We start from the raw sequence: 22146 nt of genomic DNA on the forward strand, positions 1-22146 counted from the left end.
CAGCGCTTGAGTTCACGTGCCCGCATACCGTCCTCTCCCCGCCCGAACACCTCAGGCCACGGGGAAAGCCTGCGCTCGGGCCGGCTCACCGACTGAGACGATCAACAATCAACGCGAACAGCGCCAAAGAAAAACCCGGCCGAAGCCGGGTTCTTCTCGACACGACGGGCGCGCCGGAATCAGGCCGGCTGCACCTGGTCGGCCTGCAGGCCCTTCTGGCCCTGCACGACCACGAAGGTGACCTGCTGGCCTTCCTTCAGGCTCTTGAAGCCCTGCATCTGGATCGCGCGGAAGTGGACGAACACGTCCTCGCCGTTGGCGCGGCTGATGAAGCCGAAGCCCTTGGCATCGTTGAACCACTTGACGGTACCGGTTTCACGGTTCGACATCGCACATGCTCCCTGGAGCGGTGGTGGTGGAAAAACGCCGAGATCCGGCGTGCTGGCTCCAAGGAGGAAGCGAGGTGCATCTACGGCATGGGCCGCATCAGGCCACGATTCACTGTGACCTTGGCAAACGCAGCGTCGGCAACTTAGCGTGGGGTCTGTGAAAATGCAACGGCCGCCGATCCGGCGCGCCGCCCCCGTGCCGACCGCCCATGGAAACCCAGACCCTGCTGTATCTGCTCGCCGCCGCGCTGGTCGTGATCGGCCTGATCGGCACCGTCCTGCCGGTGCTGCCGGGCCTGCCGCTGGTCTTCGCAGGGCTGCTGCTGGCGGCCTGGATCGGGGATTTCCAGCAGGTCGGCCCGGCCACGCTGGTCGTGCTGGGCGTGCTGACCGCCCTCTCCTTCGCGGTGGACTTCTGGGCCACGGCGCACGGCGCCCGGCGCGTGGGCGCCAGCCGGAAGGCGATGGTCGGCGCCGTGCTCGGCACCTTCGCCGGGCTGCTGTTCATGCCGGTCGGGCTGCTGGTGGGGCCGTTCGTGGGCGCACTCGCCGGCGAGCTGCTGCACGGCCGCGAAGTGCGGCAGGCGGCGAAGGTCGGTTTCGGCACCTGGCTCGGGATCGTCCTGGCGGTGGTGCTCAAGTTCGGGCTGGCGCTGGCGATGCTCGGGATCTTCGCGCTGGCGTGGTGGACCTGACGCAGGCTGCCCGGGAGGGAACCGCCATGCACATGCGACGCATCCTCGCCATTGATGGCGGCGGCATCCGCGGCCTGGTTGCCTGCCTGTGGCTGGCGGGCGTGGAGGACGCGCTGGCCGCGGCCGGGAAACCCGGGCTCATGCCGCGTTTCGACCTGATCGCCGGCAGTTCCACCGGGGCGCTGGTCGCATGCGCCCTGGCCCGCGGCCTGGAACCGCGCCGCATCGCCGCGCTGTACCGCGAGCACCGCCACGAGATCTTCCCGGGCCTGGCCGGGCGGCTGTGGTCGCGCGCCGGGCGCCTGTTCACCCACGGCCCGTCGGCGCCAAAGTACGACGGCAAGGGGTTGGAGCATGTGCTGCGCGAGGTGCTCGGTGACGCCCGGCTCGGCGACGCCGCGCGGCCGGTGCTGGTCACCAGCTACGACACCATTTCGCGCTCGCCGGTGATCTTCAAGAGCTTCAAGCCCGAGCACCGCCAGTTGCCGATGTGGGAGGTGTGCCGGGCCTCGGCCGCGGCGCCGACCTACTTTCCCGCCCACGGCATGGTCGTCGAGGGACAACAGCGGGCGCTCATCGACGGTGGCGTGGTCGCCAACAATCCCACCGCCTGCGCCATCGCCGAGGCGCTGCGCAAGGATGCGCGCGTGCATGACAGCCACGAGCTGGTGGTGCTCTCGGTCGGCAGCGGCGAGCGCAACCGGCCGATCTCGCTGCGCGAGGCGCGGGAATGGGGTGCGCTGGAGTGGGCGGTGCCGATCATCGACGTGCTGTTCGACGGCAGTGCCGAGGCGGTGGACTACATCGCGCGGCACCTGGTCGGCGACGGCTACGTGCGCCTGCAGACGCGCCTGACCCTCGGCCTGGACGACATTGACGACACCAGCGAGACCAACCTGCTGGCGCTCGAGAAGCTGGCCGGGGACTACCTGCTGCAGGCGGAGACGCGGGCAAAGCTGGCCCGGCTCGTGACGCTGCTGTAAGCCGGGTTCCGTGCTTGCGTGTGGTGTTCGTCGCTTCGGGCGTGGCGCGGGCGTTTGCGCGCGCACCGAATCCGGGACGACCAAGCCTCCCGCAATCAAACCTGACCAGGGGCGGCCATCTCACCCGCTGCTTTCCGAGGCGACTCAGCCCGACGGACGTGCACGCTGGCGTTCGATCCACGCCTGCATGTGCCGTTCCAGCACCGCCAGCGGCACCGAGCCGGTCTCGAGCACCGCGTCGTTGAACGCACGCAGGTCGAAGCGCTCGCCCAGCTCGCGCTGCGCCCGCTCGCGCAGCTCGGAGATCTTGAGCTGGCCGATCTTGTAGGCCAGCGCCTGGCCCGGCCAGGCGATGTAACGGTCGATCTCGTTGACGATGTCCTGCTCCGTCTTCGGCGCGTTGTCCATGAAGAAACGGATCGCGCGCTCGCGGCTCCAGCCCTTGCTGTGCATGCCGGTGTCCACCACCAGCCGCACCGCGCGCCACATGTCGTAGGCCAGCTGGCCCATGCGGTCGTACGGATCGTCGTACAGGCCCATGTCGTAGCCCAGGCGCTCGGCGTACAGCGCCCAGCCCTCGCCGTAGGCCACGAAATAGCCCACACGCCGGAACATCGGGACATCCGGCAGTTCCAGACCGCGTGAAAACTGGAAGTGGTGGCCCGGCACCGCCTCGTGCAGCGACAGCGCCATCATCTCCCACTTCGGCCGCACCTCCGGCCGGTACAGGTTGACGTAGTAGTAGCCGGCACGGCTGCCGTCCACGGCGCCGGGCTGGTAGTACGCGGTGGTGGTGTCGGGGGCGATGTTGTCGGGGATCGGGCGCACGCCGTAGGGCAGCCGCGGGATGGTCCGGAACACCTTCACCAGCTCGGGGTCGATGCGCTTGGCGACGTCGCGGTAGGCGACGAGCAGTTCCTCCGGCGTCCTGTAGAAGAACTTCGGATCGGTGCGCAGATGCTCGAAGAACTGCGCCAGCGTGCCGGTGAAGCCCACCTCGGCCTTCACCTTCTCCATCTCGGCACGGATCCGGGCCACTTCCTTCAGGCCGATGGCGTGGATCTCGTCGGCGGTCAGCCGGGTGGTGGTGAAGTGGCTGGCGAGGAAGTCGTAGTAGGCCTTGCCGTCGGGCAGGTCCACGGCGGCGATCGAATCGGTGGCGCCGGGCAGGTACTCCCGCTCGAAGAACTCGCCGAAAGCGCGGTAGGCCGGCACCACCCGCTGCGCGATCAGCTCGCGCGCCCGCGCCGCCAGCGCCTCGCGCTCGGCCTGCGGGATGGATTCGGGCATCTTCAGGAACGGCTTGTAGAACGGGCTCCGGGTCGGGTCGGCCACCACCTGGGCGGCGATCTGCGCGGGCACCCGCTGCATCAGCACCTTGGGCTGGGTGTTGCCGGCCTTCAGGCCCTCGCGCAGCAGTACGGTGGTCTGCTCGACCAGCCGCGGTACGCCCTCCAGCCGCGCGATCCAGTCCTGGTAGTCCTTGGCCGTGGCGAACGGCAGCACCTCGGCGATCTCGCTCGCGGTCTGCACGCCGCCGCGCTGGTTCAGCGGGCGCTGCCATTCCTTGAACCGCTGGCGCTCGACCGCCTTCTCCTGCTGCCACAGGAACACGTCGTAGTTGAGCTGGTCGGCCGGCGAGAGCTGGCTGCGGTCGATCGCGCGCAGGCGCTGCAGCACCTCGCGGTCGGCGGCCTCGCGGCGGGCGATGGCCGCAAGGCTGAGGTCGGTCCAGCGATCGTTGTAACGCCGGTCCCCGCGGTGGCTCGCGGTCTCGGGGGATTCGCGCAGGTCGCGCTCCCATTCCTCCTCGAACAGGGCATGCAGTGCGGCAGTGGCGGCGTTGCGGGCCGCGACCGGCGCGGCGGCGTCCTGCGCGGCGAAGACGGGCGGAACGGACAGCGCGGTCGCGAGCGCGACGGCGAGCAGCAGCGGTCGGAACATGGCACGGGCTCCCCGGGACGAACCGCCCGAGTCTAGCCGGCGTGCGGTGGTGCCCCCCGTGCCGAAGGTTGGCCGGGCGCATTCAGTGCCGGCGGGTCAGGCGGCGCGGTCGGCCAGGGTGGTGAACGACTCGCCGCAACCGCATTCGGCCTGCACGTTCGGATTGCGGAACACGAACTGCTCGTTCAGGCCCTGGCGCAGGAAATCGATCTCGGTGCCGTCCACCAGCGGCAGGCTGGCGGCATCCACGAAGATGCGCACCTCGCCCTGGACGAAGACCGCATCGTCCGGACGCTGCTCCCGGGCCAGGTCCACCTGGTAGCCCCAGCCGGAACAGCCGGTGCGCTTGACCCCGAAACGCAGGCCCAGCGCCTGCGGCTCCTGCGCCAGGTAGCTGCGGACGCGGTCGAGGGCGGCGGGGGCGAGGGTGACGGCCATGGGGAACTCCGGGAAACGGCGGGGACATTGTACCCGCGGGCCCTCCGGCAGCGGACGTCCGGTACACTGGCGGGCTTCGGGGCGCAGTCAGGAAATGCGCCCGCGACGACGAGGATTCAAGGCATGACAGTAGTGAGCGTCGAGCATGCGCTGGCCGGCCGGCTGCCGGTCGGCGGCGAGGTCACGGTCCGCGGCTGGGTGCGCACCCGGCGCGACTCCAAGGCGGGCCTGTCCTTCGTCAACGTCAGCGACGGCTCCTGCTTCGCCCCGATCCAGGTGGTGGCGCCGAACACGCTGCCCAACTACGAGTCCGAGGTGAAGCACCTCACCGCCGGCTGCGCGGTGGTCGCCACCGGCACGCTGGTGCGCTCGCAGGGCCAGGGCCAGGCGTTCGAGATCCAGGCCACGCGGATCGAGGTGGTGGGCTGGGTGGACGATCCGGAAACCTACCCGATCCAGCCCAAGGCGCACTCGCTCGAGTTCCTGCGCGAGGTGGCGCACCTGCGTCCGCGCACCAACCTGTTCGGCGCGGTCGCCCGCATCCGCCACTGCCTGGCGCAGGCGATCCACCGCTTCTTCCACGAGCACGGGTTCTACTGGGTCAACACCCCGATCATCACCACCTCCGATGCCGAGGGCGCGGGGCAGATGTTCCGCGTCTCCACCCTCGACCTGATGAACCTGCCGCGCACCGCCGGCGGCGAGGTGGACTTCTCGCGCGACTTCTTCGGCAAGGAGGCGTTCCTGACCGTCTCCGGCCAGCTCAACGTCGAGGCCTACTGCCTGGCACTGAGCAAGGTCTACACCTTCGGCCCCACCTTCCGCGCCGAGAACAGCAACACCACGCGCCACCTGGCCGAGTTCTGGATGATCGAGCCGGAAATCGCCTTCGCCGACCTGGACGAGGACGCGCGGCTGGCCGAGGGCTTCCTCAAGTACCTGTTCCGCGCCGTGCTCGAGGAGCGCGGCGACGACATGGCCTTCATCGCCGAGCGGGTGCAGAAGGACGCGGTGTCGCGCCTGGAAACGTTCGTCAACGCGCCGTTCGAACGCATCGACTACACCGACGCGATCGCGCTGCTGCAGAAGTCCGGGCAGAAGTTCGAGTTCCCGGTGGAATGGGGCCTGGACCTGCAGACCGAGCACGAGCGCTGGCTGACCGAGGTCCACGTGGGCCGTCCGGTGGTGGTGACCAACTACCCCGAGCACATCAAGGCGTTCTACATGCGCCTGAACGACGACGGGAAGACCGTGGCGGCCATGGACGTGCTCGCCCCCGGCATCGGCGAGATCATCGGCGGCAGCCAGCGCGAGGAGCGGCTGGACATGCTCGATGCGCGCATGGCCCAGTTCGGGCTCGACCCCGAGCACTACGCCTGGTACCGCGACCTGCGCCGCTACGGCACCGTGCCGCACGCGGGCTTCGGCCTGGGGTTCGAGCGCCTGGTGGTGTACGTGTGCGGGCTGTCCAACATCCGCGACGCGATCCCCTACCCGCGTGCGCCCGGGCACGCGGAGTTCTGAGGCCGGCGGACATGATCCTGTTCTTCGCCCTGCTGTTCGTCGCCGTCGCCATTGCCGGCGCCTGCGCGTTCGTGATCTTCTGGCCGCTGACCCTGGTGCACGTGCGCGACCGGCACCCGCAGGTCGCGGCGGAATTCGGCGCCGGCGCATTCCTCAAGCCGGTGGCGCTGGGCTGGCTGCTGCGCGGCGCCTACCACGACACCCGCGACCGCCAGCTGTCCGGCCTGGCCACGCCGGCACGGATCGCGCTGCTGTGCATCTTCACCGGGCTCGGCCTGGCCGGGATCCTGGCCCTGTGGGCGGTGGCCAGTGACTGACGCGCACGACGAGTGGTGGCTGGCCACGCTCGGCCGCACCGTGGTCTGGGCCCGGCTGCGGGTGCGCGAGGCCGGCACCGCCGAGGTGTTCGACAGCGACGGCAGGACGCTCGTCTTCGACAGCGAGGACAGCGCCCGCGCCGCGCTGATGGACGCCGAATTCGTCGCCCTGGACGGCATGGACGCCGACGACGCGGCCGAACGCGGCTTCGGCCTCGACGAACTCACCCCGCCGCAGGCCGAGGACGACGCGACGCTGCGCGAGCGGATGGTGCAGAAGCTGCCCGGCCGGCATTGAGGGAACTCCGTGGATCTGGATCTTTCCGGCAAGCACGCCCTGGTCTGCGGCGCCTCCGAAGGCATCGGCCGCGCCGCGGCGCAGGAGCTGGCGCTGCTCGGCGCCGACGTGACCGTGCTGGCGCGGCGCGAGGACGTGCTGCGCGAGGTCACCGCCGCCCTGCCCCGCCGCGGTGCGCAGGCGCACGGCTGGATCGCCGCCGACATGGCGCACACCGACGCGTTGCGCGCGCAGGCCGAGGCGCTGGCCGCCGGCAAGCCGGTGCACATCCTGGTCAACAACACCGGCGGCCCGCCGGGCGGACCTGCGCACACCGCGGCGGTGGCCGCGTTCGAGGACGCCTTCCGCAAGCACCTGGTCGCCAACCACGTGCTGGTGCAGGCGCTGCTGCCCGGGATGCGCGCCGCCGGCTTCGGCCGCATCGTCAACGTCATCTCGACCTCGGTGCGCGAGCCGATCCCCAACCTCGGCGTGTCCAACACCATCCGCGGCGCAGTGGCGAGCTGGGCCAAGACCCTCTCGCGCGAGCTGGCGCCGTTCGGGATCACGGTCAACAACGTCCTGCCCGGCTATACCGAGACCGCGCGCATCGCCCAGATCGTGCGCGACCGCGCCCGTGCCGGCGGCCGCAGCGAGGCGGAGATCGCCGAGGAGATGCGCCGCAGCGTGCCCGCCGGGCGCTTCGCCCGCCCGGAGGAAGTCGGCGGGGTGATCGCGTTCCTGTGCTCGCCGGCCGCGGCCTACGTCAACGGCGTCTCGCTGGCGGTGGACGGCGGGCGGATGCAGTCCATCTGAGCCACGCCGACGCTTCCGCTTCCGCTCGTGCGAGCGGGATGGACTGGGGCGGGGACGCAGGGAACCGTTAAGCTAGGCGGATGATGCGCCTGCCCCACTGGATCGATGGCGAACCCCGGGAAGCGGCCTGCGGCCGCTGGCGCGCGGTCTTCGACCCCGCCCGCGGCGAGCCCTTCGCCGAGGTCGCCGACGGCGACGCGCAGGACGTGGAGGCCGCCATCGCCGCGGCCGAACGCGCCTTCCCCGACTGGTCGTCCCTGCCCAACGGCGAACGCGCGCGGTGGCTGGAACGGCTGGCCGAGGCGCTCGAGGCGCAGCTGGACGACTTCGCCCGCGCCGAATCGCGCGACGGCGGCAAGCCCCTCCGCCTCGCGCGCGAGCTGGAGATCCCGCGTGCGGTCAGCAACCTGCGCTTCTTCGCCCATGCCGCGACCCAGTTCGCCAGCGAGTCGCACCACGGCCAGGCCGGCCTGAACTACACCCTGCGCCAGCCGCTCGGCGTGGTCGGCACGATCTCGCCCTGGAACCTGCCGCTGTACCTGTTCACCTGGAAAATCGCCCCCGCGCTGGCGGCAGGCAACACGGTGGTGGCCAAGCCGTCCGAGGTGACCCCGCTCACCGCGACCATGCTCGGCGAGCTCGCGGCGCGGATCGGCCTCCCGAAAGGAGTGCTCAACATCGTGCACGGCCTGGGTCCCGCGGTCGGCGAGCCGCTGGTGACGCACGCCGGAACACGCGCCATTTCCTTCACCGGCAGCACCGCGGTCGGCCGCCGCATCGCCGGGCTGGCCGCGCCGATGCTGAAGAAACTCTCGCTCGAACTCGGCGGCAAGAACCCGACCCTGGTGTTCGCCGACGCCGACTGGCGCGCGCACCTGGGCACCCTGGTGCGCTCGGCCTTCCAGAATTCCGGGCAGATCTGCCTGTGCGGCTCGCGGATCCTGGTCGAGCGGCCGATCTACGCCGAAGTCCGCGACGCGCTGGTCGAGCGCGCGCAGGCGCTGCGCCTGGGCGAGCCCTCGGATCCGGACACGGAACTGGGCCCGCTGGTGTCGCAAGCGCACTTCGACAAGGTGATGGCCGCGATCGCCCGCGCCCGTGACGAGGGCGGCCGCGTGCTCTGCGGCGGCCACGCGCTCGACCGACCCGGCTGGTACGTGGCTCCGACCGTGATCGAGGGCCTGGGCCCGCAGTGCGCCACCAACCGCGAGGAGATCTTCGGCCCGGTGGCCACGCTGCAGCCCTTCGACACCGAGGACGCGGCGCTGGCCCTGGCGAACGCCACCGACTACGGCCTGTGCGCCTCGCTCTGGACCCGCGACCTGGACCGCGCCCATCGCCTCGCCGCGCGCCTGCGCGTGGGCATGGTCTGGATCAACACCTGGCTCATGCGCGACCTGCGCACGCCGTTCGGCGGCATGGGCAGCTCGGGCCTCGGCCGCGAGGGCGGCTTCGAGGCCATGCGCTTCTTCACCGAGCCACGGAACGTCGGGATCGCACTGCGATGAGCAAGCTCGATCATCTGATCCGCAACAACCGCGAATGGTCCGAACGCATCCACCGCGAGGATCCGGAATTCTTCCTGCACCTGTCGCGCCAGCAGGCGCCCGAGTACCTGTGGATCGGCTGCTCGGACTCGCGGGTGCCGGCCAACCAGATCATCGGCATGGCGCCGGGCGAGGTGTTCGTGCACCGCAACATCGCCAACGTAGTGGTGCACACCGACCTCAACTGCCTGTCGGTGATCCAGTACGCGGTGGACGTGCTCCAGGTCAAGCACATCCTGGTGGTCGGCCACTACGGCTGCGGCGGCGTGCACGCGGCGCTGACCCGGCAGCGGCTGGGGCTGGTGGACAACTGGATCCGCCACGTCACCGACGTGGCCGAAAAGCACGAGGGCTGCCTGCACCAGGCCGGCGCGCCCGAACGGCAGCACGACCGCCTGTGCGAACTGAACGTGCTCGAGCAGGTGGTGAACGTGTGCCAGACCACGATCGTGCGCGACGCTTGGACGCGCGGACAGGCGCTGGCCGTGCACGGCTGGGTGTACAGCCTGTGCGACGGCCTGGTCAACGACCTCGGGATGGATGTGGATGGCCTGGAACGGCTCGCGCCGCAGTACGCCGAGGCCCTTGCCCGCATCCGCCTGGCGCGGGAGGAGCGTTGAGATGAGCGAGGCGATCCGCACCACCGCCGCACCGAAGCCCGTCGGCGCCTACCCGCACGCGCGCCGCGCCGGCGGACTGCTGTTCCTGTCCGGCATCGGCCCGCGCGACCCGGTCAGCGACGAGATCCCCGGCAACGAGTATTTCGCCGACGGCCGGGTGCGCCGCTACGACATCGCCGCCCAGACCCGCGCCGTGTTCGCCAACGTGCGCGCCGTGCTCGAGGCCAGCGGCGCGCGCTGGGAGGACCTGGTGGACGTGACCGTGTACCTCACCGACATGGCGCGCGACTTCAAGGCCTACAACGCGGTCTGGGCCGAATACTTCCCGGATCCGGCCACCGCCCCCTGCCGCACCACCCTCGGCATCACCGCGCTGCCCACGCCGATCGCGATCGAGCTCAAGTGCGTCGCGGTGGTGAAGGAGTGACCCCATGCTGCCCGGCCCCTTCAACCTCCAGGCCTGGATAGACGAGCACCGCCACCTGCTCAAGCCGCCGGTGGGCAACAAGTGCATCGTGGACGGCGACTTCATCGTGATGGTGGTCGGCGGCCCCAACCAGCGCACCGACTACCACTGGGACGAGGGCCCGGAGTGGTTCCACCAGCTCGAAGGCGAGATGGTGCTGAAGATCCAGGAGGACGGCCGCGTGCGCGACATCCCGATCCGCGCCGGCGAGGTCTTCTACCTGCCCCCGCGCGTGCCGCACTCGCCGCAGCGCATGCCCGGCTCGGTGGGCCTGGTGGTCGAGCGCAAGCGCCTGCCGCACGAGCGCGACGGGCTGATGTGGTTCTGCGAGAAGTGCAACACGAAGCTCTACGAGGAGTTCTTCGTGCTGCGGAACATCGAGACCGACTTCCCGGCCGTGTTCGAGCGTTTCTACCGCTCGCGCGCCAACCGCACCTGCCGAACCTGCGGGCACCTGAATCCCGCGCCGGCGAAGTACGAGGCAGCACAGGATCCGGACGCCGGCATGCCCTGAGCAGCCGCCGGCCGGAGAGGTCCGCCCGTCAGGTGCCCCAGCGGGGACAGGACGGATCCGGCCGGGCGCTTGCCCCCGCCGCCCGGGTATTACATACTCGGCCGAGGTAATACCAGGAATCTGCCGATGAGCACGATCCTCACCGTCAAGGGCCAGGTCACCATCCCGAAACCGGTCCGCGACGCCCTGCGACTGGAGCCGGGCAGCGCGGTGGAGTTCGCCGTCAACGCTGCCGGCGAGGTGGTCGTGCGCAAGGCCGGCAGCCGCAGGCGCGCCCCGCGCCGGGACCGCTTCGAGGCCGCGCGCGGCAAGGCCCAGGTCAAATGGCGCAGCGACGAACTGATGGCCCTGCTGCGCGACTGAGCGGGCACGATCGGCCATGCTGCTCGTGGACACGAACGTCCTCGTTGACGTGCTCGAGGACGACCCCCACTGGGCCGACTGGTCCATCGCCCAGCTGCGCGCGCAATCGCAATTGCACACGCTGGTGATCAACCCGGTGATCTACGCCGAGCTGTCGCTGACCTTCGACAGTCCGGAGGCGCTGGATGACGCCCTCGCCGGAATGCAGGTGGAACTGCAGGAACTGCCCCGCCCCGCCCTGTTCCTGGCCGGCAAGGCCTTCGTTCGCTACCGCCGCAAGGGCGGCAGCCGGCACAACGTGCTCGCCGATTTCTTCATCGGCGCCCACGCCGCAGTGATGCGCTGGCCGCTTCTGACCCGCGATGCACGGCGCTACCGCGCCTATTTTCCGACCGTCGAGCTCATCACGCCGGACCAGTAACCCCGGAAATCGCCGCATGCTGAAGATCGACATCCACGCCCACTTCCTGCCGCGCGACTGGCCGGACCTGGCCGCGAAGTACGGCGACAACCGCTTCCCGGTGATCCACCACGGCGAGGACGGCCGGCACCGGATCTACAAGGACGGCAAGTTCTTCCGCGAGATCTGGCCCAAGACCTGGGACCCGGAGATCCGGATCGAGGACTACGCCCGCTTCGGCGTGCAGGTGCAGGTGATCAGCACCGTGCCGGTGATGTTCAGCTACTGGGCCAGGCCGCACCACGCGCTCGAGCTGCACCAGGCCCTCAACGACCACATCGCCGAGGCCTGCCGCGCCCATCCGCGCCATTACGCCGGGATCGGCACCGTGCCGCTGCAGTCGCCGTCGCTGGCGGTGCGCGAGCTGGAGCGCTGCATGGACGAGCTGAACCTTCAGGGCGTGCAGATCGGCTCGCACGTCAACGACTGGAACCTGGATGCACCGGAGCTGTTCGAATTCTTCGAGGCCGCCAGCGAGCTGGGGGCGGCGATCCTGGTCCACCCGTGGGACATGATGGGCGCGGCCTCCATGCCCAAGTACTGGCTGCCGTGGCTGGTGGGCATGCCCGCCGAGCAGTCGCGCGCGGCCTGCAGCCTGATCTTCGGCGGCGTGCTGGAGCGGCTGCCGAAGCTGCGCGTGTGCCTGGCGCACGGCGGCGGCAGCTTCCCCTACACCATCGGCCGGATCGAGCACGGTTTCCGCATGCGCCCGGACCTGGTGGCGACCGACAACTTCCGCAACCCGCGCGAATACCTTGGCCGCCTGTACTACGACTCCTGGGTGGCCGACACGCGCGCGCTGCGCTACCTGCTCGACACCTGCGGGGTGTCGCGGGTGATGCTGGGCACCGACTATCCCTTCCCGCTCGGCGAGCAGGAACCCGGCGCCGGCATCGAGGCGCTCGGCCTGGACGAAGCCGACAAGGCCAGGCTGTACCACGGCACGGCGCTGGAATGGATGGGGCTGCCGAAATCCCGCTTCGAATGAGTGCCCTGCCGATGACCGAACTGTTCTCCGACGACGACGCCCGCGCGCGCGACGCCGCCGATCCGCTGTCTACGTTCCGCGGCGAGTTCCACATCCCGCGCCACGAGAGCGCCGAGATGGCGTACTTCTGCGGCAATTCGCTTGGCCTGCAGCCGAAGGGCGTGCGGGCGATGGTCGAGGAGGTGCTGGACAAGTGGGCGCGCGAGGCGGTCGAGGGGCACTTCCTCGAACCCGCGCCATGGATGCCCTACCACGCCCTGGTGCGCGAACCGCTGGCGCAGGTGGTCGGCGCGCTGCCCTCGGAAGTGGTGGCGATGAACACGCTGACGGTGAACCTGCACCTGATGCTGGTCAGCTTCTACCGGCCCACACGCGAGCGTCCGGCGATCCTGCTCGAGGCCGGTGCGTTCCCGTCGGACCGGCATGCGCTCGAATCGCAGGTGCGCTTCCACGGCTTCGACCCCGCCACCGACCTGATCGAGCTCGAACCCGACGAGCCCGAGGGCACGGTGTCCATGGCAGCGATCGAACGCGCCATCGGCGAGCACGGCCACCGCCTGGCGTTGATCCTGTGGCCGGGGGTGCAGTACCGCACCGGCCAGGCGTTCGACCTCGCCGCGATCGTGCGGCTCGGCCATGCCGCCGGCGCGGTGGTCGGCTTCGACCTCGCGCATGCGGTCGGCAACCTGCCGCTGCGCCTGCACGATGCCGGCGCCGATTTCGCGGTGTGGTGCCACTACAAGTACATGAACTCGGGGCCCGGCGCCGTCGCCGGCTGTTTCGTGCACGAGCGCCACGCGAACACCGAGCGGCCGCGCTTCGCCGGCTGGTGGGGCCACCGCCAGGACACCCGTTTCCGCATGGGCCCGCGCTTCGAGCCCACACCGGGGGCGGAAGGCTGGCAGCTCAGCAACCCGCCGATCCTGGGCCTGGCGCCGCTGCGCGCCTCGCTGGAGCTGTTCACGCGGGCCGGAATGGAGCCGTTGCGGCAACGCTCCCTGCGCCTGACCGGCTACCTCGAAGCCCTGATCCGCGAGCGCCTGTCGGACACGCTGCAGATCGTCACCCCGCGCGAACCGGAACGCCGCGGCGCGCAGCTCTCGCTGCGCGTGGCCGGCGGCCGCGAACGCGGCCGCGCGCTGTTCGAACACCTCGCCGCGCATGGCGTGCTCGGCGACTGGCGCGAACCCGACGTGATCCGCATCTCCCCCGCCCCGCTCTACAACACCCACGCCGACATCCTCCGCTTCGCCCGTTGCGTGGCGGAATGGCGCAGGGACCAAAACCATTAGCCACGGATCTACACGGATGAAAAACACTGGGTAAATATCCTGTTTGCTTCATCCGTGTTCATCCGTGGCAATCCGTGGCTGATATCGAAGAGCAAGTCCGATGACACCTGAAGGCAGGCACATCACGATCGCAGGTGCGGGGTTGGCGGGGGCGCTGCTCGCCACGCTGCTCGCCAGGCGCGGCTGGCGCGTGGACGTGTACGAGCGCCGCGGCGATCCGCGCGTGCAGGGCTACAGCGGCGGACGTTCGATCAACCTGGCGCTGGCCGAGCGCGGGCTGCATGCGTTGCGCATCGCCGGCACGGACGCGGCGGTGCTGGAGAAGGCGGTGATGATGCGCGGCCGCATGGTGCACTTCGCCGAAGGCGGCCAGCAGCTGCAGCGCTACGGCCGCGACGATTCCGAAGTGATCTGGTCGGTGAGCCGGGCCGAGCTCAACATCGTCCTGCTCGACGCCGCCGAAGCCGCCGGCGCGCGGATCCACTTCGACCGCCGCCTGGACCAGGTCCGCTTCGACGCCGGCATCGCCAGCTTCGTGGACGACCGCAACGGCCTGCGCCACGAGCACCCGTTCCGGGCCCTGGTGGGCGCCGACGGCGCGGGCTCGGGCCTGCGCGCGGCCATGCAGCGCTACCTGGACCTGGGCGAGCGCCACGAGCCGCTGGGCCATTCGTACAAGGAACTGGAGATCCCGCCGGCCGACGACGGCGGTTTCCGCATCGAGCCGAACGCGCTGCACATCTGGCCGCGCGGCGGCTACATGTGCATCGCCCTGCCGAACGACGAGCGCACCTTCACCGTCACCCTGTTCCTGCCCAACGAGGGCGACCCGAGCTTCGCCACGGTCCGCACCGGCGCCGACGCGCGCGCCCTGTTCGCGCGCGACTTCCCCGATGCGCTGCCGCTGATCCCGCGGCTCGAGGAGGATTTCGAGCGCAACCCGGTCGGCCAGCTCGGCACGCTGTACCTCGAGCGCTGGCACCTCGACGGCCGCGCCGTTCTGCTCGGCGACGCCGCGCACGCGATGGTGCCGTTCCACGGCCAGGGCATGAACTGCGCGTTCGAGGATTGCGTGGCCCTGGCCGCGCACCTGGAACGCGAGCCCGACCTCGCCGCCGCCTTCGCCGCGTTCGAGGCCGAGCGCAAGCCGAACGCGCGCGCGATCCAGGCGATGGCGCTGGAGAACTACGTCGAGATGCGCGACCGGGTGGACGATCCGGACTTCCTGCTCCAGCGCCAGCTCGAACGCCAGCTCGCCGAGCGCCATCCGGGCCGCTTCGTGCCGCGCTACACGATGGTGACGTTCCGTCGCCTGCCCTACGCCCTCGCCTTCGAGCGCGGCCAGGTGCAGCGCGGGCTGCTGGCCGAGGCCACCCGCGGACGCGATTCGCTGGACGGCCTGGACTGGGCCTGGCTCGACGCCGAAGTCGAGCATCGGCTGCCGCCGCTGCCGGCCGAAGGCTGAGGACCGGGGAAGGGCGCGCGATGCCGGCCAGCTTCCTGTTCTACGACCTGGAAACCTTCGGCAGCGATCCGCGCAGCTCGCGCATCGCGCAGTTCGCCGCGATCCGCACCGATGCCGACCTGAACGAGGTCGGCGAACCGGCCGACGTCCTGGTCCGCCCCGCCGACGACCTGCTGCCCTCGCCCGGCGCGGTGCTGGTAACCGGGCTGACCCCGCAGCGCGCGCTGCGCGAAGGCGTGGCCGAGGCCGAGGCTTTCGCCCGCATCCACGAACTGATGGCGCAGGCGGAGACCTGCAGCGTCGGCTACAACTCGCTGCGCTTCGACGACGAGTTCGTCCGCCACGGCCTGTTCCGCAACTTCTACGACCCCTACGAGCGCGAATGGCGCAACGGCAACTCGCGCTGGGACCTGCTCGACGTGCTGCGGCTGGCGCACGCGCTGCGGCCGGACGGGCTGGCCTGGCCGCGTCGCGAGGACGGCGCGCCCTCGTTCCGGCTCGAGCACCTGGCCGCCGCCAACGACGTCCGCATCGGCGATGCGCACGAGGCCCTGTCCGATGTGCGCGCGCTGATCGGGCTGGCGCGGCTGTTCAAGGCGGCCCAGCCGCGGCTGTGGGAGTACGCGCTGCGCCTGCGCGACAAGCGTTTCGTCGCATCCCTGCTGAACCTCACCGCGATGGCGCCGCTGCTGCACGTCTCCCAGCGCTATCCGGCCACGCGTCTGTGCGCGGCCGCGGTCGCGCCGCTGGCCCGGCATCCGCGGGTGGACAACCGGGTGATCGTGTTCGACCTCGACGCCGATCCGGAGCCGTTGCTCGCGCTCGAGCCCGAGGCGATCGCCGCCCGCCTCTACACGCCATCCCACGCGCTGGCCGAGGGCGAGTCGCGCATCCCGCTCAAGGAAGTGCACCTGAACCGCTGTCCGGCACTGGTGGCCTGGTCGCACCTGCGCGAGGACGACTTCGCCCGCCTGCGCATCGAACGCGCCGAAGCCGAACGCCGCGCCGCACGGCTGCGCGCGGTGGGCCCGGCGCTGGCCGAGAAGATCCGGCGCGTGTACGCGCTCGAGGCGCCGCGCGAACCCGGCGACGTGGACGGCGCGCTGTACGACGGCTTCATCCCCGACGCCGACCGCGCGCGCCTGCCGCAGGTGCGCGGCACGCCGCCGGAGGCGCTCGGCACGCGCGATTTCGGCTTCTCCGACCCGCGCCTGCGCGAACTGCTGTTCCGCTACCGCGCCCGCAACTGGCCGCACACCCTGACGCCGGCCGAACGCGCGCGCTGGGACGAATTCCGCGCCCGCCGCCTGCGCCAGGGCGTCGGCCAGCCGGAGCAGACCTTCGCCAGCTATCGCGCCGAACTGGCCGCCCTGCGCGCGCAGCATGCCGGCGACGCCGCGCGCCTGGCCCTGCTCGACGCGCTCGAGGCCTGGGGCCGCGACCTGGAGGCCGGCCTGCCATGAGCCGCTATTTCACCGACGCCGGTTTCCGCTTCCTGCGCGCCCTGGCGCGGCACAACGAGCGCGCCTGGTTCCACGCGCACAAGCACGAGTACGAGGCGCATGTCCGCGCGCCGTTCCAGCGCCTGCTCACCGACCTGCAGCCGGCGCTGGCGCAGGTCAGCGCGCACTACCGTGCCGATCCGAAGCCGCTCGGCGGCTCGCTGTTCCGGATCCAGCGCGACACCCGCTTCGCCAACGACAAGTCGCCGTACAAGACCTGGCAAGGCGCGCGCCTGTTCCATGCGCGCGGGCGCGAGGTCGAGGCGCCCTCGTTCTACATCCACTTCGAACCCGGCCAGTGCTTCGTCGGCGCCGGCCTGTGGCACCCGCAGCCGGACACGCTGCGCCGGGTGCGCCAGTGCATCGTGGACAACCCGGCCAGCTGGCGCACCGCGACGCACGCGCCGGCGTTCCGGCGCCGCTACACGCTCGACGACAGCGAGAACCTGGTGCGCGCCCCGCGCGGCTACCCGGCCGACTTCGAGTTCCTGGACGACCTCAAGCGCCGCAACTACGTGGCCTGGCGCGAACTGTCCGACGCCACCGTGCTCGGCCCGCGCCTGCGGCAGACGCTGGAGGCCGACCTGGCCGCGCTGGCCCCGTTCATGGATTACCTCTGCGCGGCGCTGGACCTGGAGTTCTGACAACCGCCGGGTGCGAAACCGACGCTGAACGCCGCGCCGCCACCAGCTTGAAACCGGCCCGGGCGGCACCATTTGGGAGCTCGGATGGCCGAGCCCGCCGTGGCGCCGGCGCATTCCTTCGCGCCGGCAGCCGGGCTTCCCGGCATGCCGCGGACCTCGGGCATCCGCAGCGATGCAACAGCGAAACCGAGGTGTACGACATGAGCCTGATGACCGACCTGATCCCGTGGACGCGGAATCGCGGCACGGAGCTGCAGCAGCGCCAGGCGCGTGATCCCTTCACCAGCCTGCAGCGCGAGATCAACCGCGTCTTCGACGACATGTGGCGCGGGTTCGACGCGCCCCTGGCCCGTTTCGGCCGGGACGGTTTCGGCTTCGGTTGGCCGAGCGTGGAGCTGCATGAAAGCGACAAGGAGCTGACGCTGACCGCGGAGCTGCCCGGGATGAGCGACAAGGACGTGGAGATCCTGCTCGAGGAGGACTCGCTGGTTCTGCGCGGCGAACGCCGCAGCGCGCACACGGACAACGAGCGCCAGTTCAGCGAGTTCTTCTATGGCCGCTTCGAACGCCAGATTCCGCTGCCGGTCGAAGTGCAGGCCGACAAGGTGACCGCGGCCTTCAAGGACGGCCTGCTGACGGTCACCCTCCCCAAAGCCGCCAACGCCAAGCCGCGCGGCAAGCGCATCGCGATCCAGAAGGCCTGATGCCCTGCCCGCGCCGGCCACGCCGGCGGCAGCGGAGCGCATGACCCGGCGGCGCCGGGTCATGCCGGCTCCGCCTGCTGTCAGCCGACGGCATCGCGCCGTCGGCTTTCTTTTCGCCCACGCGCGCCGGCTGCACGCTCAACCGGCGTTGGCCACCCCGTGCGGCACATGCCCCGCCGCCACGTGCCGGCGCGCCGAGTCTATGTTGTGGTGCGAATCGTCGAAGAAGATGTCGGCGCCGAAGGTCTCCAGGAACGGCCCCTTCGGTTTGCCGCCCAGGAACAGCGCCTCGTCCAGGCGCACGCCCCATTCGCGCAGGGTCAGGATCACCCGCTTGTGCGCCGGCGCCGAGCGCGCGGTGACCAGCGCGGTGCGGATCGGCGCGTCCTCCCCGGCCGGAAACGCCTGCTGCAGGCGGTGCAGCGCGTCCAGGAAGCCGCGGAACGGCCCGCCCGAGAGCGGTTCGCCAGCGCGCGTGGCCTCGTGCCGGTGGAACGCCTCCAGCCCCTGCTCCTGCGACACCCGCTCGGACTCGTCGCCGAAGATCACCGCGTCGCCATCGAAGGCGATGCGCAGCTGGTCGTGGCGCTGCTCCGGCGCCCGCGCCGGCAGGATCGTGGCCGCTGCCACCCCGTGCGCGAGCGCGTTACGCACCGAGTCGGGGTTGGCCGACAGGAACAGGTGCGCGCCGAACGGCTTGATGTAGGGCCAGGTGGGCGCGCCGGAAGTGAAGGTGGCGCGGGTGATGCCCAGCCCGTGGTGCTGGATCGAGTTGAACACGCGCAGGCCGGTGTCGGCCGAATTGCGCGAAAGCAGGATCACCTCGACTCGCGGCGCATCGGCCGGGGCGCCCTCGTTCAGGCGCAGCAGCTTGCGCACCAGCGGAAAGGCGATGCCGGGCGCGAGCGGGTCGTCCTCGTGCCGGCGCTGGTATTCGCGGAACGCCTCCACCCCCTCGCGCTCGAACAGGGCGTGGCTTTCCTCGAGGTCGAACAGGGCGCGCGAGGTGATCGCGACGACGAGCGGGCTGGCGGCATCGGTCATGCCGGCAGTATCGGCGATGCCGGTCGCAGCAGGCGAGACGCCCGCGGCCCGGGCCGCGCGGGACGGGTTCAGTGGCCCCTGGCGCCCGCGCCCCATTCCGAGGCCGGGCGGGCTTGCGAGAACAGGAACCCCTGCCCGTGCTCGCACCCCAGCGCCAGCAGGCAGTCGCGCTGCTCGGCAGTTTCGATGCCCTCGGCCACGACCTCCATGCCCAGGGTCCCGGCCATCGCCAGCACCGCCCGCACCACGGCGGCGCTGCCGCCGCCCTCCTCGTCCCGGCGCAGGGCGCTGACGAACGAACGGTCGATCTTGAGCGCGTGCAGCGGGAAACGGTGCAGGTAGCTCAGCGAGGAGTAGCCGGTGCCGAAATCGTCCAGCGCCGCCACTACGCCGGCCGTGCGCAGGGTCTCGAGCGTGGCCCGCACCTGCTCGGGGTTGTCGAACAGCGCGCCCTCGGTCACTTCCAGCCGGATCCGCTCGTGCGAGAGGCGATGCGCGTCGAGCAGGTCCAGCATCTGCGTGGCCAGGCGCGGCGAACGGAAATGCCGCGGCGAGACGTTGAGGGTGACGTAACCGTACCCGTCGGCGAGCGAGCGCACCTCCCGGCATGTCTTCTCGAACATCTGCCAGTCGATCTGCTCGACGCTGCCGCTCTCCTCCGCCACGGCCAGGAACTCCTGCGGCGTCAACAGCCCGCGCCGCGGATGGCGCCAGCGCAGCAGTGCTTCGTAACCGATCACGCGCCCGTTCCGCAGGCGCACGATCGGCTGGAAATGCGGCTCGAACTCGGAGCGCTGGATGGCGCGGCGCAGGTCGCTCTCCACTTCCAGCAGGCGCAGGGCTTCGCTGTGCAGGCGCTCGTCGAAGATCTCGAACCGCTGCCGGCCGTGCGCCTTGGCGCGGTACATCGCCACGTCGGCATCGCGCAGCAGCTCCTCGGCGCTGCGATAGCGTTCGTGGCTGAGGGCGATGCCGACGCTGGCCGAGGTGAACAGGTCCTTGCCGCCGATGCGCATGGGCTCGCTCAGCGCCTCGATCACCCGCTGCGCCGCATGGCAGGCGTCCTCCGGGTTGCGCGTGCCCTCGAGCAGCAGGGCGAACTCGTCCCCGCCCAGGCGCGCGACGACGTCGGGGGCACGGATGCAGGTGCTGAGCCGCAGCCCCGCCTCCTTCAGCACCTCGTCGCCGATCAGGTGGCCCACGCTGTCGTTGATGACCTTGAACCTGTCCAGGTCCAGGAACAGCACGGCGAAGTGATGGCTCGGGTCGCGCCTGATCTGCGCCAGCGCGCGCTCGAGCGCGTGGTAGAAGAAGCTCCGGTTCGGCAGGCCGGTCAGCGCGTCGTGCAGCGCCTCGTGCATCAGGCGCTGCTCCGCGCGCTCGCGTTCGGCGACCTGGGCACGCAGCGCGCGCACGGCCTCGGCCAGCTCGTGGGTGCGATCCGCCACCCGTCGTTCGAGCTCGGCCTTGGCCTGCTTGCGCGCCAGGGCGGTGTGGATGTGCTGGGCCACGTAGGCCAGCAGCACGCGGTCGTCCTCGGTGAAGCGCACCGACGGATCGTAGCTTTGCACCACCACCGCGCCGCGCACCTCGCCCGCGTCCAGCATCGGCACCCCCAGCCAGTCCTCGGCCAGGGTGCCCAGGCCGACGCCGCCGGGGACGTGCATCTCCTGCGCCACCTTCCGCGCCGGGCCCATCACCGGGCGGCCATGCCGGAGCAGCCCCAGGGTCAGGCTGTTGCGCAGCTTGCCGACGGGGATCTCGGCCTCGGGATCCACGAGCCCCGGGTCCCGCTCGTCCGCGAAGTAGATGAACCGCACCGTGCCGCGCTCGGCGTTGTACAGCGCGATGTAGAAGTTCCTGGCGTACATCAGCTCGCCGACCACGCCATGGATGCGGCGCAGCATCTCGCTCATGTCGAGTTCGCTGCTGGCCAGGTCGGCGATGCTGTACAGCGCCGCCTGCAGTTTCTCGCCGCGCTGGCGCTCCCGCACCTCGGCCATGAGCGCCTGGGTCCGCTCCTCCACCCGCCGTTCCAGTTCCTCCTGCGCGCGCTTGCGCATCAGCGCGGTGAGGATGTGCTGGGCGACGAAGGACAGCAGCGCACGGTCCTCCTCGCTGTAGCGGGTCGCCTGGTCGTAGCTCTGCACCACCACCGCGCCGCGCACCCTGCCCGCCTCGATCATCGGCACGCCCAGCCAGTCCACCGATTCCGGCCCGTAGCGGGACACATCGGCGTCGGGATCCAGCCCGAACTCGCTGCGCAGCGCCAGGGACGGCCCGAGGGCGGCGCGCCCGCTGCGGATCACGGCCAGGGTCAGGCTGTCGCGGATGCTCGCCGCCGGGACGTCCTGCGTGGTGTCCACCCCCTTGATCTCGTGCTCGTCGGCGAAATAGATGAAGCGCAGGGTGTCGCGCTCGGCGTTGTACAGCGCGATGTAGAAGTTCCTGGCGTACATCAGCTCCCCGACCACGCCGTGGATGCGGCGCAGCATCTCCGGCATGTCGAGCTCGCTGCTGGCGAGGTCGGCGATCGCGTACAGGGCGCTCTGCAGCCGGGCGGTCTTCTTCAGGCCCTCGATCGCCTGCCGCTGCTCGGCCAGCTCGCGCATCACCGCCATGCGGGCGCCGACCAGGGCGAGGAAGGCGCGCCACGGCGCCGCCGCGGACAGGGGCAGGCAATGCGACTCCGGCCACTCGGCCAGCACGGCGGCCAGCACCTCGCCGGTGGCCGGCGCGGTCGCCAGGCTCGCGACCGGCAACCAACCCGCCTGGGGTGCGGCGGCATGCACCCGCGTGGGCTGCGCCGCGGCCGCCTCGATCCAGCCGCGCTCGGCCGGCGGCAGCGCGGCGTCCGCGGCCTCCAGGGGCATGGGCACCACACGCACGGCGCGGCAGCCGAAACGGGCTCGGGCTTCGCGCGCGACGAGCCTGTTCAGGGCTTCCGGATCGGTCTCCGCGAACAATGCGGACACGAGATCGGCCGCTGGTTCGGCCCCGGCCTCGACACCGAACCCGTGGTTCCACCCAGCCCGCTGGACGCGCCTGGCCATAGGTCCGGAGCACTATAGCGCGCGGCCCGCAAGCCGGCGCCGGCACCGCCGCCGAACGGCGTGGGCACCCCGCTCGGCGGGGCGGACGATCCGTGCCAGCC

Annotated in this window: 23 protein-coding genes; 18 read left to right on the forward strand and 5 right to left on the reverse strand. The window is 70.9% G+C overall.

Annotated elements, in window-relative coordinates:
• Window positions 1–179 precede the first annotated feature (179 nt).
• On the reverse strand, window positions 180–389 hold the full coding sequence (locus tag FPV26_RS03405; RefSeq protein ID WP_147652312.1) for a cold-shock protein: 210 nt from the start codon (window positions 387–389) through the stop codon (window positions 180–182).
• Window positions 390–598: 209 nt separating this feature from the next.
• Between FPV26_RS03405 and FPV26_RS03410 the strand changes: the two genes are divergently transcribed.
• Together FPV26_RS03410 and FPV26_RS03415 are read left to right on the forward strand one after the other, a co-directional pair.
• The gene (locus FPV26_RS03410) at window positions 599–1084 is read left to right on the forward strand and encodes a DUF456 domain-containing protein (protein WP_147652313.1); all 486 of its coding nucleotides are present in this window, start codon (window positions 599–601) and stop codon (window positions 1082–1084) included.
• Window positions 1085–1110: 26 nt separating this feature from the next.
• The gene (locus FPV26_RS03415) at window positions 1111–2067 is read left to right on the forward strand and encodes a patatin-like phospholipase family protein (protein WP_147652314.1); all 957 of its coding nucleotides are present in this window, start codon (window positions 1111–1113) and stop codon (window positions 2065–2067) included.
• A 144-nt stretch (window positions 2068–2211) separates the two neighbouring features.
• Here FPV26_RS03415 and FPV26_RS03420 read toward each other — a convergent pair whose 3' ends face one another.
• Both FPV26_RS03420 and FPV26_RS03425 read right to left on the reverse strand, forming a co-directional pair.
• Window positions 2212–4011 carry a DUF885 domain-containing protein gene (locus tag FPV26_RS03420; protein ID WP_147652315.1) on the reverse strand — a complete coding sequence of 600 codons (1800 nt, stop codon included), beginning with the start codon at window positions 4009–4011 and terminating at the stop codon, window positions 2212–2214.
• Window positions 4012–4107: 96 nt separating this feature from the next.
• Window positions 4108–4449 carry a HesB/IscA family protein gene (locus FPV26_RS03425; RefSeq protein WP_147652316.1) on the reverse strand — a complete coding sequence of 114 codons (342 nt, stop codon included), beginning with the start codon at window positions 4447–4449 and terminating at the stop codon, window positions 4108–4110.
• 123 nt (window positions 4450–4572) lie between these two features.
• Between FPV26_RS03425 and asnS the strand changes: the two genes are divergently transcribed.
• From asnS to FPV26_RS03505, 16 genes are all read left to right on the forward strand, one after another.
• Entirely contained in the window at window positions 4573–5973 is a 1401-nt protein-coding gene (gene asnS / locus FPV26_RS03430; protein ID WP_147652317.1) for an asparagine--tRNA ligase, read from the forward strand.
• An 11-nt stretch (window positions 5974–5984) separates the two neighbouring features.
• Window positions 5985–6290 carry a hypothetical protein gene (locus FPV26_RS03435; RefSeq protein ID WP_147652318.1) on the forward strand — a complete coding sequence of 102 codons (306 nt, stop codon included), beginning with the start codon at window positions 5985–5987 and terminating at the stop codon, window positions 6288–6290.
• Window positions 6283–6588, forward strand: coding sequence for a hypothetical protein (locus tag FPV26_RS03440; RefSeq protein WP_147652319.1), 306 nt, complete (start codon window positions 6283–6285; stop codon window positions 6586–6588). Before FPV26_RS03435 ends, FPV26_RS03440 begins: the two co-directional genes overlap by 8 nt.
• Window positions 6589–6597: 9 nt before the next feature.
• The gene (locus tag FPV26_RS03445; protein ID WP_147652320.1) at window positions 6598–7383 is read left to right on the forward strand and encodes an SDR family oxidoreductase; all 786 of its coding nucleotides are present in this window, start codon (window positions 6598–6600) and stop codon (window positions 7381–7383) included.
• Between the two features lie 80 nt (window positions 7384–7463).
• Window positions 7464–8891, forward strand: a complete 1428-nt coding sequence (locus FPV26_RS03450; RefSeq protein WP_147652321.1) for an aldehyde dehydrogenase family protein — start codon at window positions 7464–7466, stop codon at window positions 8889–8891.
• On the forward strand, window positions 8888–9550 hold the full coding sequence (can, locus tag FPV26_RS03455) for a carbonate dehydratase (protein ID WP_147652322.1): 663 nt from the start codon (window positions 8888–8890) through the stop codon (window positions 9548–9550). The genes FPV26_RS03450 and can overlap by 4 nt, the downstream gene beginning before the upstream one ends.
• Window position 9551: 1 nt before the next feature.
• Window positions 9552–9977 carry a RidA family protein gene (locus tag FPV26_RS03460; protein WP_147652323.1) on the forward strand — a complete coding sequence of 142 codons (426 nt, stop codon included), beginning with the start codon at window positions 9552–9554 and terminating at the stop codon, window positions 9975–9977.
• A gap of 4 nt (window positions 9978–9981) precedes the next feature.
• Window positions 9982–10530, forward strand: coding sequence for a 3-hydroxyanthranilate 3,4-dioxygenase (locus FPV26_RS03465; RefSeq protein WP_147652324.1), 549 nt, complete (start codon window positions 9982–9984; stop codon window positions 10528–10530).
• A 126-nt stretch (window positions 10531–10656) separates the two neighbouring features.
• The gene (locus tag FPV26_RS03470; RefSeq protein WP_147652325.1) at window positions 10657–10893 is read left to right on the forward strand and encodes an AbrB/MazE/SpoVT family DNA-binding domain-containing protein; all 237 of its coding nucleotides are present in this window, start codon (window positions 10657–10659) and stop codon (window positions 10891–10893) included.
• Window positions 10894–10909: 16 nt separating this feature from the next.
• A complete protein-coding gene (locus FPV26_RS03475; RefSeq protein ID WP_147652326.1) occupies window positions 10910–11314 on the forward strand; it encodes a type II toxin-antitoxin system VapC family toxin in 405 nt (134 codons plus the stop codon).
• 16 nt (window positions 11315–11330) lie between these two features.
• Entirely contained in the window at window positions 11331–12341 is a 1011-nt protein-coding gene (locus FPV26_RS03480; RefSeq protein ID WP_147652327.1) for an amidohydrolase family protein, read from the forward strand.
• An 11-nt stretch (window positions 12342–12352) separates the two neighbouring features.
• A complete protein-coding gene (gene kynU, locus FPV26_RS03485; RefSeq protein WP_147652471.1) occupies window positions 12353–13633 on the forward strand; it encodes a kynureninase in 1281 nt (426 codons plus the stop codon).
• Window positions 13634–13733: 100 nt separating this feature from the next.
• Window positions 13734–15098, forward strand: coding sequence for an FAD-dependent oxidoreductase (locus FPV26_RS03490; protein ID WP_147652328.1), 1365 nt, complete (start codon window positions 13734–13736; stop codon window positions 15096–15098).
• A gap of 20 nt (window positions 15099–15118) precedes the next feature.
• Window positions 15119–16561 carry an exodeoxyribonuclease I gene (sbcB, locus tag FPV26_RS03495; RefSeq protein ID WP_147652329.1) on the forward strand — a complete coding sequence of 481 codons (1443 nt, stop codon included), beginning with the start codon at window positions 15119–15121 and terminating at the stop codon, window positions 16559–16561.
• A complete protein-coding gene (locus FPV26_RS03500; protein WP_147652330.1) occupies window positions 16558–17244 on the forward strand; it encodes a DUF2461 domain-containing protein in 687 nt (228 codons plus the stop codon). Before sbcB ends, FPV26_RS03500 begins: the two co-directional genes overlap by 4 nt.
• Before the next feature lie 200 nt (window positions 17245–17444).
• Window positions 17445–17948, forward strand: a complete 504-nt coding sequence (locus FPV26_RS03505) for an Hsp20/alpha crystallin family protein (RefSeq protein ID WP_147652331.1) — start codon at window positions 17445–17447, stop codon at window positions 17946–17948.
• Between the two features lie 138 nt (window positions 17949–18086).
• On the opposite strand, the gene FPV26_RS03510 is transcribed toward FPV26_RS03505, so the two are convergent.
• Complete coding sequence (locus FPV26_RS03510; RefSeq protein WP_147652332.1) at window positions 18087–18992, reverse strand: 5'-nucleotidase; 906 nt, start codon at window positions 18990–18992, stop codon at window positions 18087–18089.
• A gap of 68 nt (window positions 18993–19060) precedes the next feature.
• The gene (locus FPV26_RS03515; RefSeq protein ID WP_246109200.1) at window positions 19061–21865 is read right to left on the reverse strand and encodes a bifunctional diguanylate cyclase/phosphodiesterase; all 2805 of its coding nucleotides are present in this window, start codon (window positions 21863–21865) and stop codon (window positions 19061–19063) included.
• Between the last annotated feature and the right edge of the window lie 281 nt (window positions 21866–22146).

It is taken from the genome of Vulcaniibacterium gelatinicum, from assembly GCF_008033445.1.
Classification (GTDB): domain Bacteria; phylum Pseudomonadota; class Gammaproteobacteria; order Xanthomonadales; family Xanthomonadaceae; genus Vulcaniibacterium_B; species Vulcaniibacterium_B gelatinicum.